This is a genomic window from Methylobacterium sp. Leaf112, from assembly GCF_001423295.1.
GTDB lineage: Bacteria > Pseudomonadota > Alphaproteobacteria > Rhizobiales > Beijerinckiaceae > Methylobacterium.
In genome coordinates this window covers 135,510-151,345 of record NZ_LMNG01000012.1, presented here as the reverse complement: position 1 = coordinate 151,345, position 15,836 = coordinate 135,510, and the positions used below count along the sequence as shown (strand labels likewise).

Sequence of the window (15,836 nt, the reverse complement as noted above, 5' to 3'; positions counted from 1 at the left end):
ACGACGTCGCGACCCGGAAGCCGGATCAGAGGGCGGGCACGCCGGAGGCTGTGTCCTTGGGGGCGGCGTCGGGCAGGAGGCGCGCGCCGCCCCAGACCGCGCCCTTGGGCGGGCGACCGGTGACCGCGCGCTGAAGGGCCTCGCGCACGGAGGCCTCGGCCAGGGCCGTCGCGCGCTTGCGGTCGGTGCCGGCCTCGAACGCGATGGGGGCGCCCCAGACCACGTGCACGTCGATGGGGCCGTTCGCGAAGAAGTCGGAGAGGTGAGGGGCGAGCTCCATGTCGCCGTACCACGCCACGCCCGGCCGCTCGGACCGGACCATCGGCAGACCGTTGCGGCGCGGATAGGTGATGGCGAGGGGCTGGAGACGGATGCGGTCGGGGCCGCCGGCGGTTCCGTCGATCGCGGCGCGGGCCGCACCCACGAGGGAGGAGCGGAACGGCAGCAGGCGGGTGCCGTCCCCCGTGGTGCCCTCCGCGAACAGCACGATGAGGTCGCCCGACGCCAGGCGGTTGGCCACGGTGGCGTTGACGTCGGCGGTGGCGGCGCGGCGCGCCCGGTCGATGAACACCGTCCGCTGCAGGCGCGCCAGGGTGCCGATGACCGGCCAGCCGGCGATCTCGGATTTCGCCACGAAGGAGAGCGGGCGCAGGGACCCGAGCACCAGTATGTCGAGCCAGGAGATGTGGTTGGCGAGCACCAGGGCCGCCTCGCCCGGGTCCGGCGGGGTGCCGCTCTGGGTCACGCGCACGTCGAACAGGCGCAGGAAGACCCGGTGGAAGCGCGTCGGCAGGTCTCCGGCGAGGCGCCCGCGCCCATAGCGCAGGCTGAGCAGATGGGGACCGACCATCAGCCCGAAGGCGAGGGCGCAGAGCGCGAGGCGCAGGAGCGTGCCGATGCGGGTCATCGGGCCGCCGCCGGACTCACGCCAGCTCGGAGGTCATGGTGAGGGCGGTGGCGCGGCTGCCGTCGGCGCGGTGGTAATAGCCCGTACGCGCGCCGACCTGCCGGAAGCCGTGCCGGGCGTAGAGCTTGAGGGCCGGTGCATTGCCCTCGTCGACCTCGAGGTGGACCCGCCGTACGCCGTTGACGGCGAGATGGGCGAGATGGTCGCCGACGAGCCGGCGGCTCAAGCCGTTGCCGCGCGCGCCCGGCGCCAGCACGACGGTGAGGATCTCGGCCTCGTCGGCGGCTTTGCGCGAAAGGACGAAGCCCTGGATGGTGCCGCCCTTCCACAGGGCGTGGGCCTCGGTGGAGCGCTCGCACAGCATGCGCTCGAACTCGTGGGCGTCCCACGGGCGGGCGAAGGCGGTGGCGTGGAGGCGAGCGAGGGCGCGGGCCTGACCGGAATCGCGCAGGATGGCGACGTAGGGCGCACCGCCCCAGGCGTCCCACCACGCGGACCACATCTCGAAGGGCCAGAACGGAGTGACGGGTCGCGTCATCGGCGGGCGAGCCTCGCGTGATCCTGGGGCTGCGCTTCGGGGCCGCGCAGGTAGAGCGGGCGGGCGAGTGCCTGGGCGGGGTCGGCCAGCATGCCGAGGGAGGCGGTCCAGGCGATGTCGGCGGCGCCGGTTCCGGCGAGCTGTACGTCGAGGCCGCGCCCCTTGAGAAGGGCGGCCAGCGCCGGCGCGCCGGAGCCGACGAGGGTCACGGTGCCGTCGAGCATGGCGGCGGCTTCCTCCAGGGGGAGAAGACTCGGGGGGATGACGATTCCGTCGCCCATGCTCATGGCCTGGACGTAAACGGCGCCGTGGCGGGCATCGATGGCGGCGACGATGAGGCCTGCACCGTTGAGGGCGAGGAGCGGAGCGAGGAGCGCCGACAGGGTGGTGACGCCGACCACGGGAATGCCGGTGGCGAGCCCGATGGCGCGGGCCGCCGAGAGGCCGACGCGCAGGCCGGTGTAGCTGCCGGGGCCGACGGTGACGGCGACGCGGTCGAGGGCCTCGAAGCCGCCCTCCACGCGGGCGACCACGCGCTCCACCATGGGCAGCAGGGCCTCGGCATGGCCGCGCCCGAGGATCATCGACTCGTGGGCGAGGAGATCGTCGGATTCGTCCGTCGCGATGCAGACGGAGCAGGCGTCGAGCGCCGTGTCGATGGCCAGGATACGCAACGTCACTCCCGATGTGCCCCGGCCCCGCGTGAGCCGATCACGCGCCCGCCGGGAGCTCGATGGTAGGACAAAAACGGCCGCCCCGTGAGAGCGAGGCGGCCGTTTTCGATGAATTCACGGTGCAGTGTTGCCGCTTTGCGCCGCAAGTCGGCGCGGTCGGTCTCAGATGGCCTGAACTTCGCGGATCTCGGGCAGAAAGTGGCGGAACAGGTTCTGTACGCCGTGCCGCAGGGTGGCGGTGGAGGAGGGGCAGCCCGAGCAGGCGCCCTTCATCTCGAGGTAGACGACGCCTTCCTTGTAGCCTCGGAAGGTGATGTCGCCGCCGTCGCCGGCGACCGCCGGGCGCACGCGGGTCTCGAGGAGATCCTTGATGGTGACCACGGTTTCGGCGTCGGCCGGATCGAAGAACTCCTCCGCCTCGTCGTCCTCGGAGCTGGTGCCCTCGGCGAGCACCGGGGCGCCGGACTGGAAGTGCTCCATGATCGCGCCGAGGATGGCGGGCTTCACCTGCGGCCACAGGTTCTCGTCCTCCGCCTTGGTGACGGAGATGAAGTCGTGGCCGAAATAGACCCCGGCGACGCCGGGTACGTCGAACAGGCGCTGCGCCAGGGGCGAACGGGCGGCGGCCTCGGCGTCGCGCGCCTCGAAGGTGCCGGTGTCGAGAACGACGCGGCCGGGCAGGAACTTCAGGGTGGCGGGGTTCGGGGTGGCTTCGGTCTGGATGAACATGGGTACGAAATCCTCGTCCGCGGCGCCGGTTCAAGGCCGGCCGGGAATCATGCCGGGATCGCCCGGCATGGATATCCATGTGGACCCCGTGGGCGATTTTCTCAACTCCCGGGGGGAACTCGGAGCCATGGCCGCCTGGGGAAGGATCGGTGCTTCTCGGAGAGCGCGCGGCCCGAAACAATCGACGCCGCGTAGACAAAAATACACGCCTCGTGTAAGGCCCGGCTCAACTCAAAACAGGATGCCGAAATCCTGACGCCCACGATCCCATCCGGGGATCCCGGGCGCGCACCGGCAGGACGTGACCGATGAATATCATCCAGCAGCTCGAGCAGGAGCAGATCGCTTCGCTCAACAAGACCATCCCCGACTTCCAGCCCGGCGACACGGTCATCGTGAACGTCAAGGTGAAGGAAGGCGAGCGCACCCGCGTGCAGGCCTACGAGGGCGTGGTGATCGCCCGCTCCGGCGGCAGCCTCAACGAGAGCTTCACCGTCCGCAAGATCTCCTACGGCGAGGGCGTCGAGCGCGTGTTCCCGCTCTACGCGCCGCTCATCGATTCCATCGTCGTCGTGCGTCGCGGCAAGGTGCGTCGCGCCAAGCTGTACTACCTGCGCGACCGTCGCGGTAAGTCCGCCCGTATCGTCGAGCGCGCCGACCGTCCCGCCGAGAAGGCCGCCAAGGCCGACGCGTCGAAGGCGAACAAGGACGCCCGCAAGGCCGAGAAGGCCGCCAAGTCCGCCGCGAAGACCGCCGCCGCGGAGTAAGTTTTTTCGGATATCCATCCATGGAAAAGGCCGGGCGATTGCCCGGCCTTTTTCGTTTGTCCATCGTGCCGATCCGCTTCCTCATCCTGAGGTGGTGGAGCGAAGCGGAACCCTCGAAGGAGGGCTCCAAGGATCGCATTGGGAATGGAGCCCTCCTTCGAGGCCGCTGGCGCGGCACCTCAGCATGAGGTGATCGGTGGGAGGAACGGTATGGGAAACCGTCACCCGCTCATCCCCGCCGCAGGGCCTCCAGCACCTTCGCGCCCGGACGACCCGTCGCCGGCATGCCGAGGCTGCGCTCGATCTCCTTGATGGCGTCGCGGGTCTTGGACCCGACCTTGCCGTCCGGTTCGCCGACGTCGTAGCCGCGGGCGGCGAGCCGGGTCTGGAGGTCGCGGCGCTCGGCGCGCGACAGGGGCGGATCGTCGGTGGGCCACTCGGCTTGGATGCCGGCCCGGCCCCGCAGGCGGTCGGACAGGACCGCGATGGCGAGGCCGTAGGATTCGGCGGCGTTGTAGGAATACAGGGCGTCAAAGTTCTTGGTGACGGCGAAGGCGGGGCCGTTTACCCCGGCGGGGATCAGGATGCCGATGGGCGCGTCGCCGGAGAGCGGACGCCCGTCGATCCGGGTCACGCCCATGGCGGCCCAGTGGGAGACGGCGTGGCGGTTCTTGCGGCCGGCACCGCTGGCATTGAAGCCGCGCGGCAGGCGCACCTCGTAGCCCCAGGGCTGGCCGTTCTGCCATTTCGCCACGCGCAAAAAGTTCGCCGTGGAGGCGACGGCATCGGGGACCGAATCGACGAGGTCGCGGCGCCCGTCGCCGTCGCCGTCGACCGCCAGCCGCTGGTAGGTGGTGGGCATGAACTGGGTCTGGCCGAAGGCGCCGGCCCAGGAGCCGTTGAGGCGGGAGGGATCGATGTCGCCGCGCTCGATGATCTTGAGGGTGGCCATCAGCTCGCCCTTGAAGAAGTCCTTCCGGCGGTGGTTGGCGCAGATCAGGGTGGCGAAGGACTGGACCAGCGGCATCTTGCCGAGGTTCTTGCCGAAGTTCGATTCGACGCCCCAGACCGCCGCAATGGTGTAGCGGTCGACGCTGTAGCGCGATTCCGCGTTGGCGAGCGCCTGGGCGTGCTGCTTCATGGCCGCCTTGCCGTCGTCGACGCGCTCGTCGTCGACGAGAGCCGCCATGTAGTCCCAGATCGGTGTCTTGAACTCGGGCTGGGCGCCGGCGAGTTCGAGGACCTTGGGGTCGTGGGCGATGCCATTCGTCGCGGCGCGGAAGGTCTGGGCCGAGATGCCCTGCGCGGCGGCCTGGGCCTGGAGCCCGGCGAGGCAATCCTGGAAGTCGGCCCGGGCCTCGGGGGCTGCCGTCGCACCCGCGAGGCAGAGGAGGGCGGTGAGCGTCGCGCGCGGCGTCATGGGGCGGTCTCCGGAGCGGATGTTCGGGTCTGCCCACCGTTAAGGCGTGCCCATGGTAAACGAACCATGAGCACGTCCGGTCTCAGGCCCAGCCGCGCGCGGCGATCTTCGCCTCGTAGGCGTCGATGGCCGGGGCCCGCTTCAGGGTCAGGCCGATCTCGTCGAGGCCGTTGAGGAGGCTCTCCTTGCGGCCCGGATCGATGTCGAAATGCAGGGTGCCGCCGTCCGGCCCCTTGATGGTCTGGGCCTCGAGATCGACGGACAGGGTGGCGTTGGCGCCGCGCTCGGCATCCTCGAACAGCTTTTCCAGATCCTCGGCCGAGACCGTGATCGCCAGGATGCCGTTCTTGGCGCAGTTGTTGAAGAAGATGTCGGCGAAGCTCGTGGAGATCACGCAGCGGATGCCGAAATCCGTCAGCGCCCAGGGCGCGTGCTCGCGCGACGAGCCGCAGCCGAAATTGTCGCCCACCACGAGGATCTTGGTGTTGCGATAGGCCGGCTTGTTGAGGACGAAGTCGGGGTTCTCCGAGCCGTCGTCGCGGTAGCGCATCTCCGAGAACAGGCCCTTGCCGAGCCCCGTGCGCTTGATGGTCTTGAGATACTGCTTGGGGATGATCCGGTCGGTGTCGACGTTGATGATCCGCATGGGCGCCGCGACGCCCTCGAGGGTGGTGAATTTTTCCATTGTGGTTCGTCCGGTCCGGAAAACGTGTCGGACCGTCTCTACCAGCGCGCGGGGCCGACCGGAACCATCCGTCCGTCCCGTCTCGCGAACGTCGCCGGGCTAGCCTATACTTCCGTCGACGCGACCCATCCGGAACAAGCCGATGACCGAGACCGCCAACCAATTCAAGAAGGCGCCCAAGCGCAAGAAGGAGAAGACCCGCTCCGTCTCCGTCTCGCCGGAGATGCGGCAGGCCTATGCGGACCTCATCAAGCAGAAAGAGGAACGCGAGGATTACGCGAAGCACCTGCCCTCCGAAAAGGGCAGGTGATCGTTAGGGAAGGTGATCGTTCGGGCGGTCGAGCGTGAGAGCCTCAGACCCTGAGGCTCAAGCTTACTTGTTCTTGCCGGCCTCGATCACGTCTTCCACCGTGCGCAGGCCGGCGCGCGGGGCGTTGACGAGGCAGGCCATGTTGCCGGGTGGGTGCTGGTTCTTCCACATCTTGGTGTGGGCCTGGGGGATCTTCTCCCACGGGAACACCTCGCTCATGCACGGATCGATGCGCTGATCCATGACGAACTGGTTGGCGGCCGAGGCCTGCTTGAGGTGGGCGAAGTGCGAGCCCTGGATGCGCTTCTGACGCATCCAGACGTAGCGGGCGTCGAAGGTGATGTTGAAGCCGGTGGTGCCGGCGCAGAACACGATCATGCCGCCGCGCTTGGCCACCAGGGTCGAGACCGGGAAGGTCGACTCGCCCGGGTGCTCGAACACGATGTCGACGTCGTTGCCCTTGCCGGTGATATCCCAGATCGCCTTGCCGAACTTGCGGGCTTCCTTGAGCCAGGTGTTGTACTCAGGGCTGTTCACCTTCGGCAGCTGGCCCCAGCAATCGAACTCCTTGCGGTTGATCACGCCCTTGGCGCCAAGCCCCATGACGTAGTCGCGCTTCGACTCGTCGGAGATCACCGCGATGGCGTTGGCGCCCGACGCCGCGCAGAGCTGGACGCCGAACACGCCGAGACCGCCCGAGGCGCCCCAGATCAGGACGTTCTGGCCCGGCCGCACGGTGTGGGGGGCGTGGCCGAACAGCATGCGGTAGGCGGTGGCGAGGGTCAGCGTGTAGCAGGCCGCCTCTTCCCAGGTGAGGTGCTTCGGCCGGGCCATGAGCTGGCGCGACTGCACCCGGCAATACTGGGCGAAGGAGCCGTCCCCGGTCTCGTAACCCCAGATGCGCTGGGACGGCGAGAACATCGGATCGCCGCCGTTGCACTCCTCGTCGTCGCCGTCGTCCTGGTTGCAGTGGATGATGACTTCGTCTCCGACCTTCCAGCGCTTCACCTTGGCGCCGACCTTCCAGACGATGCCCGACGCGTCCGAGCCCGCGATGTGGTACTCGCCCTTGTGCACGTCGAAGGGCGAGATCGGCTCGCCGAGGCCGGCCCAGACGCCGTTGTAGTTGACGCCGGCGGCCATGACGTAAACGAGCACTTCGTCGTCGCCGATCTCCCAGACGGGGAGGACTTCGAGCAGGTGGGACTGTTCCGGCGGCCCGTGCCGCTCGCGCCGGATCGCCCAGGCGTACATCTTCGCCGGCACGTGACCGAGGGGCGGGACCTCGCCCATCTCGTACAAGTCCTTGATCTCAGTCGTGCTCGACGCAGCGCTCGCGGCCATCTCAGGCTCTCCCTTATCTTGTTGTGAGCGACCCTATATCGGCGAACCGGAAGCGCTCCAAGGCCCCAGAAAGGCCATGAAGGCCCGGTGCTTGTGGGCGACTCGCTGTCCGGGCGGCGGCCTGTATTCGTATACAATATTTTTCGCGACGTTGCTGAGCGATGCCGCGGCGTATCCTGTCGGTATTTCAGATGCTTAAGTGCATCGCGGCATCCGACTTTGGTGTTGCCCCGTTCAATTCGCTTTCGCCGTGCATCTAGAATTTTTCCAAGCCTTCGCGTGTCGCGGCCCGCCTGCCGAACCTTCGGCCAGATGACGCGCGCGCTGCGCTTGGTTAGGGTGCCGGCCATCACGCGCGGTCAAGCGCGGCACAGCATCCAACGGAGTCGAGTGGAATGAGCGCGAACGCGACCGTCGCCGAGGTCAAGCGCGACAAGCCCTGGATCATCCGGACCTATGCCGGGCATTCCAACGCCAAGGAATCGAACGCGCTCTACCGGGGCAACCTCGCCAAGGGGCAGACCGGCCTGTCCGTGGCCTTCGATCTGCCGACGCAGACGGGCTACGATCCCGACCACGAACTGGCGCGCGGCGAGGTCGGCAAGGTCGGCGTCTCGATCGCGCATCTCGGCGACATGCGGACCCTGTTCGACCAGATTCCGCTGCAGCAGATGAACACGTCGATGACCATCAACGCCACGGCGCCGTGGCTGTTGTCGCTCTACCTCGCCGTGGCCGAGGAGCAGGGCGCGCCCCTCAGCGGCCTCCAGGGCACGACCCAGAACGACATCATCAAGGAATACCTGTCGCGCGGCACCTACGTGTTCCCGCCGGCCCCCTCCCTGCGGCTCACCAAGGACGTGATCCTGTTCACGACCAAGGAAGTGCCGAAATGGAACCCGATGAACGTGTGCTCCTACCACCTGCAGGAGGCCGGGGCGACGCCGGTGCAGGAGCTGTCCTACGCCCTCGCCATCGCCATCGCGGTGCTGGATACCGTGCGGGACGACCCCGATTTCGACGAGGCGAGCTTCGCCGACGTGTTCAGCCGGATCTCGTTCTTCGTGAATGCCGGCATGCGGTTCGTCACCGAGATCTGCAAGATGCGGGCGTTCTCGGAGCTTTGGGACGAGATCGCCCAGGAGCGCTACGGCATCACCGACCCGAAGAAGCGTATCTTCCGCTACGGCGTTCAGGTGAATAGCCTCGGACTGACGGAGCAGCAGCCCGAGAACAACGTCCACCGCATCCTCATCGAGATGCTGGCCGTCACCCTGTCGAAGCGCGCCCGCGCCCGCGCCGTGCAGCTTCCCGCCTGGAACGAGGCGCTCGGCCTGCCGCGCCCCTGGGACCAGCAATGGTCCATGCGCATGCAGCAGATCCTCGCCTTCGAGACGGATCTCCTCGAATACGACGACATCTTCGACGGCTCGACGGTGATCGACGCCAAGGTCGAATCCCTCAAAGCCGAGACCCGCAAGGCCCTGGAGGAGATCGGTGGCATCGGCGGGGCCGTGGCCGCCGTCGAGACCGGCGCCCTCAAGCGGGCGCTCGTGGAATCCAACGCCAAGCGCATCTCGGCCATCGAGGCCGGCGATCAGGTCGTGGTCGGCGTCAACAAGTTCCAGGCCGGGGAGCCCTCGCCCCTCACCGCCGGGGAGGGGGCCATCTTCACCGTCTCGGAGACCGTGGAGATGGAGGCCGAGCAGCGCATCCGGGCGTGGCGGTCGCAACGCGACGGCAAGGCCGTGGAAAAGGCCCTCGCCGATCTCGAAGCCGCCGCGCGTTCCGGCGCCAACATCATGCCGGTGTCCATCGCCGCCGCGAAGGCCGGGGTCACCACCGGCGAGTGGGGCACGCGCCTGCGCGAGGTGTTCGGCGAGTACCGCGCACCCACGGGTGTCGGCCTCGACACGGTGTCGTCGGGCGCGGCCGAGGAAGCCAAGCTCCTCATCGCGGATCTGGGCGAGCGCCTCGGCGAAACGCCGAAGCTCGTGGTCGGCAAGCCTGGCCTCGACGGCCATTCCAACGGCGCCGAGCAGATCGCCCTGCGCGCCCGCGACGTCGGCTTCGACGTGACCTATGACGGCATCCGCCAGACCCCGGCCGAGATCGTCGCCAAGGCCAAGGAGACCGGCGCCCACGTCGTCGGCCTGTCGATCCTGTCCGGCTCGCACGTGCCCCTGGTGCGCGACGTGAAGGCGAAGATGCGCGAAGCCGGCCTCGACCACATCCCCGTGGTGGTGGGCGGCATCATCTCGCCCGACGACGAACTCGTGTTGAAGAATATGGGCGTCACGGCAGTCTACACGCCGAAGGACTACATCCTCGACACCATCATGGTCGGGCTGGCCAAGGTGGTGAATCGGGCGCTGGACAAGCAGGCCGCCGACAAGGCTGACGGGGTGAATTCCCGCAAGGATGCCGAGAAGGTCTTCTGACGCTACCGAGCCGTTGGAAAGTCTGAGGTCGATCGCCTCGGGCGTTCGGGGGTACTGGAAGTCCCGCCACGCTTTGCCATCCCGGGTCCCCCAGCGGACCCGGGTTCGCCTGCGACGCCCCGGAACGACACCCTGCCCCTATGCGAGTGCCCTGTGTCTGGCAGGGGAGGACCCGGCCGAGACCCACGCCGCTACGGGTCTGTCCTGTACCTGAGCGAACGCGGCCGAAGATCGTCGGATCACTAATCCTCCCAGGCCGAAAAGAACGGAACGGCTCCCCCCCGGCCGCCCCACGGACCGCCCATGCTCCTCGCGCCCCTCGTCGCCGTTCCGCTCGCCGCCGGCTTGAGTGCGGCCCTCATCGTTGCCCTGCAGCCGCTGCTCCGGCGCTATGCCCTGGCGCGGTCCAATGCCCGGTCCAGCCATACGGTGCCGACGCCGCAGGGGGGCGGCATCGCCATCGTGCTGGCAGTCTTCGCCACCGTCGGCGTGGTGCTGGCCCTGCGCGGTGCCGGACTCGATGCCCTGGAGGCCCTCGTCCTCGCCCACGCCGTCCTGCTGCTCGCGATCCTGGGTGCCGTCGACGACATCCGCCCCCTGCCGGCCTCCCTCCGCCTCGGCGTACAGGGCCTCGTGGTCGCCGGACTGGTGCTGGCGGTGGGTGGGCGCCTGATGCCGGGCTTGCCGCTGCCCGTCGAACGGGGCGTCGCGATCCTCTCGGGACTCTGGTTCGTGAACCTCGTCAACTTCATGGATGGGCTCGACTGGATGAGCGTGGCCGAGTTCGTGCCCCTCACGGGCGCCCTCGTGTTCCTCGGCCTGTCCGGAGGGCTGCCGTTCCTGCCCATGCTCGTCGCCGCCGCGCTCCTCGGGGCGGTGCTCGGCTTCGCGCCGTTCAACCGCCCCGTGGCCCGGCTCTTCCTGGGCGATGTCGGGTCGCTGCCCCTCGGGCTCCTCGGGGCGTGGCTGCTCTACCGCCTCGCCGCGGAGGGTGGGCTGGCCGCCGCGATCCTCCTGCCGCTCTACTATCTCGCCGACGCGACCCTGACCCTGGGTCGCCGGTTGCTGCGGCGGGAGCCGGTCTGGCAGGCCCATCGCTCGCACTGGTACCAGCGCGCCACGGATAACGGGTTCCCGGTGGTCGCCGTCGTGGGCCGTGTGTTCGTCCTCAACCTCGCTTTGGCGGCCCTAGCCAGCGCGACCTTGCTTTGGCCGTCCTGGCCCGTCACCGTCCTGGCCTCGGGGGCGGGGGGCGCCCTGGTGGCAAGCCTCCTGCACGCCTTCGGGCGGCGCCGGAGGCCCGGTTAAGGCAGGAGACGATCTTGGGCGGACAGCTCATCGCATTGACGGGCTCCACCGGCTTCATCGGCCGGCATCTCCTCCACGCCCTCTCGGCCCGGGGCTACCGGGTCCGTGTGCTCCTGCGCCGGCCCGTCGCCGTACCGGATGGGGCGAGCGGCGCCGTGGTTGGCGACCTCAGCCGACCCATGAACATGGCTGCGGCTCTGGCCGGCGTCGATGCCGTCGTCCACTCGGCGGGCCTCGCCCACGCCATGTCGGGCACCCCCGAGGACGATTACCGAACCTCCAACACGCAGGCCACGCGGCGCCTCGCCGAAAGCGCGGCGCGGGTCGGAATCCGCCGTTTCGTGTTCCTGTCCTCGATCCGCGCCCAGACCGGACCGAGCGCCGCCGGACCCGTCCGCGAGACCGATGCGCCCGAACCCACGGACGCCTACGGACGCTCGAAGCGCGACGCCGAGGCGGCCCTGGCCGAGATCGGCCTCGATTGGGTCGCCCTGCGGCCGGTCCTCGTCTACGGTCCCGGGGTGAAGGGCAACATGGCGGCGCTGCTGCGCCTCGCGCGCACGTCCTATCCGCTGCCGTTCGGGGGCTTCACGGCACGGCGCTCCCTCGTGTCGGTGGACAATCTCGCGGCGGCGGTGGCCACGGCGCTCGCTGCACCGGCCCCCCTCGGCCGTGCCCTCGTGGTCGCCGAGCCCGATCCCCTGACCCTGCCCGAGATGATCGCGGCCTTGCGGCACGGCCTCGGCCGGGCGCCGAAGCTCGTCGCGGTGCCGCCCGGCCTCATCGGGGTCGCCTGCCGTCTGGCGGGACGGGAGGAGGCCTATGCCCGCCTCTCGACGGGGCTCGTCGCCCGGGCCGACGGCCTGTCGGCGCTAGGGTGGGCCCCTTCGCACACGACGGGCGACGGCCTTGCCGCTTTCGCCCGAGCCGAGACCGCATGAAAAAAGGCCCGGCGCAGCACGCCGGACCTTTTTTCCCTTCGATCCCTAAGGCTCAGCGGCGGACGTCGAGGACATCGCCCGAGCGGCTGTCGAGCACCACGGAGATGTCGTCGCCGCGGCGATCCGAGCCGCGCACGATCATCCGGGGGCCGCGCCGGTCGACACCGTCGACATCGATGAGGCCTTCACGACGGGCAATTCGGGCCGCCTCGCCTCGGGTCAGCTCGCTGCGCGGCGGGCCACGGTCGTCGTAGCCGCGGCGGTAGCCGGGATCGACCTGAACGCCGCCGGGTCCGATGGAGATGCCCTGCGCGAGGACTGGCGCGCCGGCGAGGCCGAGGGCCGTCGCGAACAGGCTGCCTGCCAGAAGCTTCGAAACACGCTGCAAGATCTTCTCCTCGGATCGACGGACCGGCACCGGTGTCGTTCGGCCGGCCCGGTCCCTGATGTTCGGGTCAGCGCCTCAATTCGGAAGCGCGACCGTTGGTTCCCGCGATTTACGCGAGGGATCAACCGGGATCGGACCCTGCGGTTCCGCCATTGTCCTGGTGCCTGCCGCCGGACGGTTGCGGAAATCGGGGATCGCCTCGCCGAACACCGCTTCCGCCGCCGCCCGGTCCTGGGCCGCCACCGCCGCGTGAAGGCGCACGACCCAGCCGTCCAGGACCGTCCGGTCGGCGAAGACGGGCCGCGCAGCCATCACGCCGTCGATCCCGTCGAGGGCGATTCGGGGCTCCTCACGGGCGAACAGGATCTCGTTCAGGCGCTCGCCGGGCCGCGAGCCCGTATGGACGATGTCGATGTCGACGCCCGGTTCGAAGCCGGCGAGCCGGATCATCCGCTCGGCGAGATCCCCGATCCGCACGGGCTGGCCCATCTTGAGCACGTAGACCGCCGCGCGCTGGTCGATTCCGTTGGCGCAGGTGGCGACCCGTGCCTCCCGGTCGGCATGGGAGGCGGCGGTGAGGACGAGGTCGGCGGCTTCCCGCACGGTCATGAAGTAGCGCACCATCTCGGGGTCGGTGACGGTGACGGGGCCGCCCCGGGCGATCTGCGCCTTGAACACCGGCACCACGGAGCCGACGGAGCCCAGCACGTTGCCGAATCGCACGGCGATGAGCCGCGTCGGGACCGTTCCGGCCGCGCAGCTCTGCGCGGCGTCGTGGGCCTGCGCCACCATCTCGGCGAAGCGCTTGGTGGCGCCGAGCTGCGACACCGGCTCGATGGCCTTGTCGGTGGAGATCATCACCAGGGCCCGGGCACCCACCGCCAGGGTGGCCTCCGCGACATTGATGGAGCCGAACACGTTGGTCTTGATGCCCTCGGTCCAGTCGCGCTCGAGGTAGGGCACCTGCTTCAGGGCGGCGGCGTGGAACACGTAGTCCGGCCGGAACGCGGCGAAAACGGCGTCGAGGCGGTCGCGGTCGCGGATGTCGGCCAGCACGCCGGTGACGTGCGCCCCGGCGATATCCGGCCGGCTCAGGATGCCGTGGAGCGCCGGCTCCGAGCTCTCGACTACGAGCACGGCGGCCGCGCCGAACGCCACGGCCCGGGCGCAGATCTCCGAGCCGATGGAGCCGCCGCCGCCGGTCACGATCACCCGAGCGCCCGTGAGCAGGCGATCCAGGCGCGGCCGGTCGATGGCCACGGTGGGGCGCAGGAGCAGGTCTTCGATCTCCAGGGGCGCGAGGCCGGCGTCGCGCATGTTCTCGCCAAGACTCGTCACCCGCGACAGGGGCAGGCCGAGGCGGCGGGCCCGGGCGATGAGGTCGTCGGGCGCGGCCTCCGGAGCGAGCGCGCTCGGCACGGCGACGAGGCGGCGCACGGGGGTGCCGTCGCGGGCGAGATCGGCCACCACCCGTTCGAGGTCGGCGAACGATCCCAGCACGGGCACGCCCCGCATGGTCTGGCCGGTCTCGTCGGCGCGGGGCGACAGGATGCCCTTGGGCGCGAGGCGCCGCACCGAGCCGGATTCGATGGCCCGGACCAGGATCTCGATGTCGGTGCCGCGCCCGAGCAGCAGGGTCGGGGTCGTTGCGGTGCGGGCGTGGCTCTGCCGCGAGCGGGCATATTTCAGGTAGCGGAAGGCGAGACGCGGGCCGCCGAGGAGGAAGATCTGCAGGACCCAGTACAGGCCTATGGCGATCTTGCCGAAGAAGTAGAACCCGTACATCGTCGAGGAGACGAGGACGTAGTCGAGCACGAGGAGGGTCAGGGCGAGTACGCTCGCCGCCCGCACGATCCCGGCGAGATCCGGCAGGGAGGCGAAGCGCCACTTCGTCCGGTAGAGCTTGAACCGCGCGTAGACGAGCCCCGCGAACATCACGAAGGGCGGCAGCAGCAGGGGAAGCGCGTGCAGGCGCTCGGCGAGGAGATCGCCGTTGAAGCGGAACACGAAGGTGAGGATCACGGCCAGAGCGGTCGCCACGCAATCGTGGACCACCATCACCGCGTTCTTGTAGGTGCGCTGCTGCATGAACTCCGGCCCATACGGGCTCCGGCCGAGGCGCGGTATCGGCGCCGCGCCCGTTCCTGTCAACGCGGCGGGCTTACCCGCCGGGGCGGAGTGCCTTCAGCACGGCGTCGTCGGTCTCGTCGAGATCGGGGGCGTCGATGTGGCGGAAACGGGCCTGGATCAGGCCGAAGGCGCCGAAGGCGAAATGCCCGGCCGCCACGATGGCGAGAAGCACCCAGCCGTAGGGCTGGGCCCGCAGGGCCGCGAAGGCCCCGGCCAGCCCCTTCACCTCGGAGGAGGCTTGGTACCACGCCGCCGCGAGGAAGAACCCGCCGATGATGAGGAAGGCGACGCCGCGGGCCGCGTAGCCGAACTGGCCCACGGGTTTGGCCCAGCGGCACTGCCCGGCGTCGAGCTTCAGGCGGTCCGTGACCTTGCCGGTGGCAGCCTTGACGAGGAAGGCGACGCCCCCCGCCATCACCCCGAGGCCGATGAGCCCGACGAGCCAGAGGCCGAAGGGTTTCGACAGGAGCCAGGCGGTCCAGTCCTGCATGCCGTCGCCGCCCCGCGCGCGGCCGAGGCCGAGGGCGAGACTGCCGGCGGTGATGGCGAGACCGGTGTAGATCACCGCGCTGCCGACATGGGCGGCGCGGACGACGAGACCCTTCGGCGAGGTGCCGCGACGGTCGGCGTCGGTCAGGCCCTCGACGAAGCGCCACAGGGCGAAGCCGAGGAGGCCGATGGCGATGAACCCGACGAGGACGCTTCCGAACGGACCGGCGAGGACCCAGCGGATCGCGCTCTCGCTGTCGTCGGCCCGGCCACCACGTCCGAGGGCTGCCAGCAGCGCGAGACCGCCGACGATGCAGTAGACGACGCCGCGCGCGCCGTAGCCGAACCGGGCGAGGCGTTCGATGACGTTTCGGCCGAGGAGGTTCACGGAAATCCCGGGGGTGGGGCTGCGATCACTCCACCGAACGCGCGGCCTTGCCCGAGAGTGCCACGTAGAAGCCGAGACCGTCGCCGGCCGGCAGGGTCTGGAGGCGTTCGACGAGCCCCTTGCGCTTGGCGTCGAGGAGCAGGCGCCCGGTGGGCTGGAACAGGGTCTCGCCTCCGCCCTCCGGCGGCGGATCGAGGCGGATGGCCACCGTCTTGCTCTTTCCGAAGCGGCTGCGCTCCAGCATGTCGGCGAGGGACGCTTCCGCCGTCGGGCGGTTGGTGCCGCGCAGGTCGAGCACGGATTCGGCGTCGGTGACGCCGAGGGCGCCACGGAGCTTGTCGGCGTAGAAATCTTCGAAGTGCGGCAAAGGGCGAAAC

General features: G+C 69.6%; 16 protein-coding genes. 5 read left to right on the top strand and 11 right to left on the bottom strand.

The features are described from left to right. Window positions 1-25: 25 nt before the first annotated feature. The 4 genes from ASF52_RS07455 to ASF52_RS07440 form a co-directional block, all read right to left on the bottom strand. A complete protein-coding gene (locus ASF52_RS07455) occupies window positions 26-907 on the bottom strand; it encodes a lysophospholipid acyltransferase family protein (RefSeq protein WP_056170022.1) in 882 nt (293 codons plus the stop codon). 16 nt (window positions 908-923) lie between these two features. After that, on the bottom strand, window positions 924-1,445 hold the full coding sequence (locus ASF52_RS07450; protein WP_056170018.1) for a GNAT family N-acetyltransferase: 522 nt from the start codon (window positions 1,443-1,445) through the stop codon (window positions 924-926). After that, the gene (gene tsaB / locus ASF52_RS07445; protein WP_056170673.1) at window positions 1,442-2,119 is read right to left on the bottom strand and encodes a tRNA (adenosine(37)-N6)-threonylcarbamoyltransferase complex dimerization subunit type 1 TsaB; all 678 of its coding nucleotides are present in this window, start codon (window positions 2,117-2,119) and stop codon (window positions 1,442-1,444) included. Before tsaB ends, ASF52_RS07450 begins: the two co-directional genes overlap by 4 nt. A gap of 162 nt (window positions 2,120-2,281) precedes the next feature. Continuing rightward, complete coding sequence (locus ASF52_RS07440) at window positions 2,282-2,848, bottom strand: NifU family protein (protein ID WP_056170015.1); 567 nt, start codon at window positions 2,846-2,848, stop codon at window positions 2,282-2,284. A gap of 308 nt (window positions 2,849-3,156) precedes the next feature. Here ASF52_RS07440 and rplS point away from each other — a divergent pair, with 308 nt between their 5' ends. Beyond that, a complete protein-coding gene (gene rplS / locus ASF52_RS07435) occupies window positions 3,157-3,615 on the top strand; it encodes a 50S ribosomal protein L19 (protein ID WP_056170012.1) in 459 nt (152 codons plus the stop codon). Window positions 3,616-3,844: 229 nt separating this feature from the next. Here the strand turns inward: rplS and ASF52_RS07430 are convergent, their stop codons facing one another. Together ASF52_RS07430 and leuD are read right to left on the bottom strand one after the other, a co-directional pair. Next, the gene (locus ASF52_RS07430) at window positions 3,845-5,035 is read right to left on the bottom strand and encodes a lytic murein transglycosylase (protein ID WP_056170008.1); all 1,191 of its coding nucleotides are present in this window, start codon (window positions 5,033-5,035) and stop codon (window positions 3,845-3,847) included. Window positions 5,036-5,117: 82 nt separating this feature from the next. Further along, window positions 5,118-5,720: a 3-isopropylmalate dehydratase small subunit gene (leuD, locus tag ASF52_RS07425; RefSeq protein ID WP_056170005.1), complete on the bottom strand. Its 603-nt coding sequence runs from the start codon at window positions 5,718-5,720 to the stop codon at window positions 5,118-5,120. A 142-nt stretch (window positions 5,721-5,862) separates the two neighbouring features. On the opposite strand from leuD, the gene ASF52_RS22930 reads away from it, so the two are divergent. Beyond that, window positions 5,863-6,030: a hypothetical protein gene (locus ASF52_RS22930; protein ID WP_187272997.1), complete on the top strand. Its 168-nt coding sequence runs from the start codon at window positions 5,863-5,865 to the stop codon at window positions 6,028-6,030. 63 nt (window positions 6,031-6,093) lie between these two features. Here ASF52_RS22930 and ccrA read toward each other — a convergent pair whose 3' ends face one another. Next, window positions 6,094-7,374 carry a crotonyl-CoA carboxylase/reductase gene (gene ccrA, locus ASF52_RS07420; RefSeq protein WP_056170002.1) on the bottom strand — a complete coding sequence of 427 codons (1,281 nt, stop codon included), beginning with the start codon at window positions 7,372-7,374 and terminating at the stop codon, window positions 6,094-6,096. A gap of 395 nt (window positions 7,375-7,769) precedes the next feature. Here ccrA and ASF52_RS07415 point away from each other — a divergent pair, with 395 nt between their 5' ends. The 3 genes from ASF52_RS07415 to ASF52_RS07405 all read left to right on the top strand — a co-directional run bounded on the left by ASF52_RS07415 (window position 7,770) and on the right by ASF52_RS07405 (window position 12,064). Beyond that, window positions 7,770-9,815 carry a protein meaA gene (locus ASF52_RS07415; RefSeq protein ID WP_056169999.1) on the top strand — a complete coding sequence of 682 codons (2,046 nt, stop codon included), beginning with the start codon at window positions 7,770-7,772 and terminating at the stop codon, window positions 9,813-9,815. A gap of 303 nt (window positions 9,816-10,118) precedes the next feature. Then, window positions 10,119-11,123 (top strand): glycosyl transferase, encoded by a 1,005-nt coding sequence (locus ASF52_RS07410; protein ID WP_056169998.1) that lies wholly within the window; start codon window positions 10,119-10,121, stop codon window positions 11,121-11,123. 14 nt (window positions 11,124-11,137) lie between these two features. Then, entirely contained in the window at window positions 11,138-12,064 is a 927-nt protein-coding gene (locus ASF52_RS07405) for an NAD-dependent epimerase/dehydratase family protein (protein ID WP_056169995.1), read from the top strand. Window positions 12,065-12,116: 52 nt separating this feature from the next. Here the strand turns inward: ASF52_RS07405 and ASF52_RS07400 are convergent, their stop codons facing one another. From ASF52_RS07400 to ASF52_RS07385, 4 genes are all read right to left on the bottom strand, one after another. Then, window positions 12,117-12,452: a PepSY domain-containing protein gene (locus ASF52_RS07400; RefSeq protein ID WP_156398843.1), complete on the bottom strand. Its 336-nt coding sequence runs from the start codon at window positions 12,450-12,452 to the stop codon at window positions 12,117-12,119. Window positions 12,453-12,527: 75 nt separating this feature from the next. Next, entirely contained in the window at window positions 12,528-14,540 is a 2,013-nt protein-coding gene (locus tag ASF52_RS07395; protein WP_056169990.1) for an SDR family NAD(P)-dependent oxidoreductase, read from the bottom strand. A gap of 73 nt (window positions 14,541-14,613) precedes the next feature. Beyond that, a complete protein-coding gene (locus ASF52_RS07390; protein ID WP_056169987.1) occupies window positions 14,614-15,459 on the bottom strand; it encodes a DUF1206 domain-containing protein in 846 nt (281 codons plus the stop codon). 25 nt (window positions 15,460-15,484) lie between these two features. Then, window positions 15,485-15,826 carry a hypothetical protein gene (locus tag ASF52_RS07385; RefSeq protein WP_056169984.1) on the bottom strand — a complete coding sequence of 114 codons (342 nt, stop codon included), beginning with the start codon at window positions 15,824-15,826 and terminating at the stop codon, window positions 15,485-15,487. Window positions 15,827-15,836: the final 10 nt, after the last annotated feature.

Excerpts from the sequence above, each read along its gene's own strand:
- ASF52_RS07430 (WP_056170008.1), bottom strand. The coding sequence starts at position 5,035 with ATGACGCCGCGCGCGACGCTCACCGCCCTCCTCTGCCTCGCGGGTGCG.
- ASF52_RS07410 (WP_056169998.1), top strand. The coding sequence starts at position 10,119 with ATGCTCCTCGCGCCCCTCGTCGCCGTTCCGCTCGCCGCCGGCTTGAGT.
- rplS (WP_056170012.1), top strand. The coding sequence starts at position 3,157 with ATGAATATCATCCAGCAGCTCGAGCAGGAGCAGATCGCTTCGCTCAAC.
- ASF52_RS07395 (WP_056169990.1), bottom strand. The coding sequence starts at position 14,540 with ATGCAGCAGCGCACCTACAAGAACGCGGTGATGGTGGTCCACGATTGC.
- ASF52_RS07440 (WP_056170015.1), bottom strand. The coding sequence starts at position 2,848 with ATGTTCATCCAGACCGAAGCCACCCCGAACCCCGCCACCCTGAAGTTC.
- leuD (WP_056170005.1), bottom strand. The coding sequence starts at position 5,720 with ATGGAAAAATTCACCACCCTCGAGGGCGTCGCGGCGCCCATGCGGATC.
- ASF52_RS07450 (WP_056170018.1), bottom strand. The coding sequence starts at position 1,445 with ATGACGCGACCCGTCACTCCGTTCTGGCCCTTCGAGATGTGGTCCGCG.
- ASF52_RS22930 (WP_187272997.1), top strand. The coding sequence starts at position 5,863 with ATGACCGAGACCGCCAACCAATTCAAGAAGGCGCCCAAGCGCAAGAAG.
- ccrA (WP_056170002.1), bottom strand. The coding sequence starts at position 7,374 with ATGGCCGCGAGCGCTGCGTCGAGCACGACTGAGATCAAGGACTTGTAC.
- ASF52_RS07415 (WP_056169999.1), top strand. The coding sequence starts at position 7,770 with ATGAGCGCGAACGCGACCGTCGCCGAGGTCAAGCGCGACAAGCCCTGG.
- ASF52_RS07455 (WP_056170022.1), bottom strand. The coding sequence starts at position 907 with ATGACCCGCATCGGCACGCTCCTGCGCCTCGCGCTCTGCGCCCTCGCC.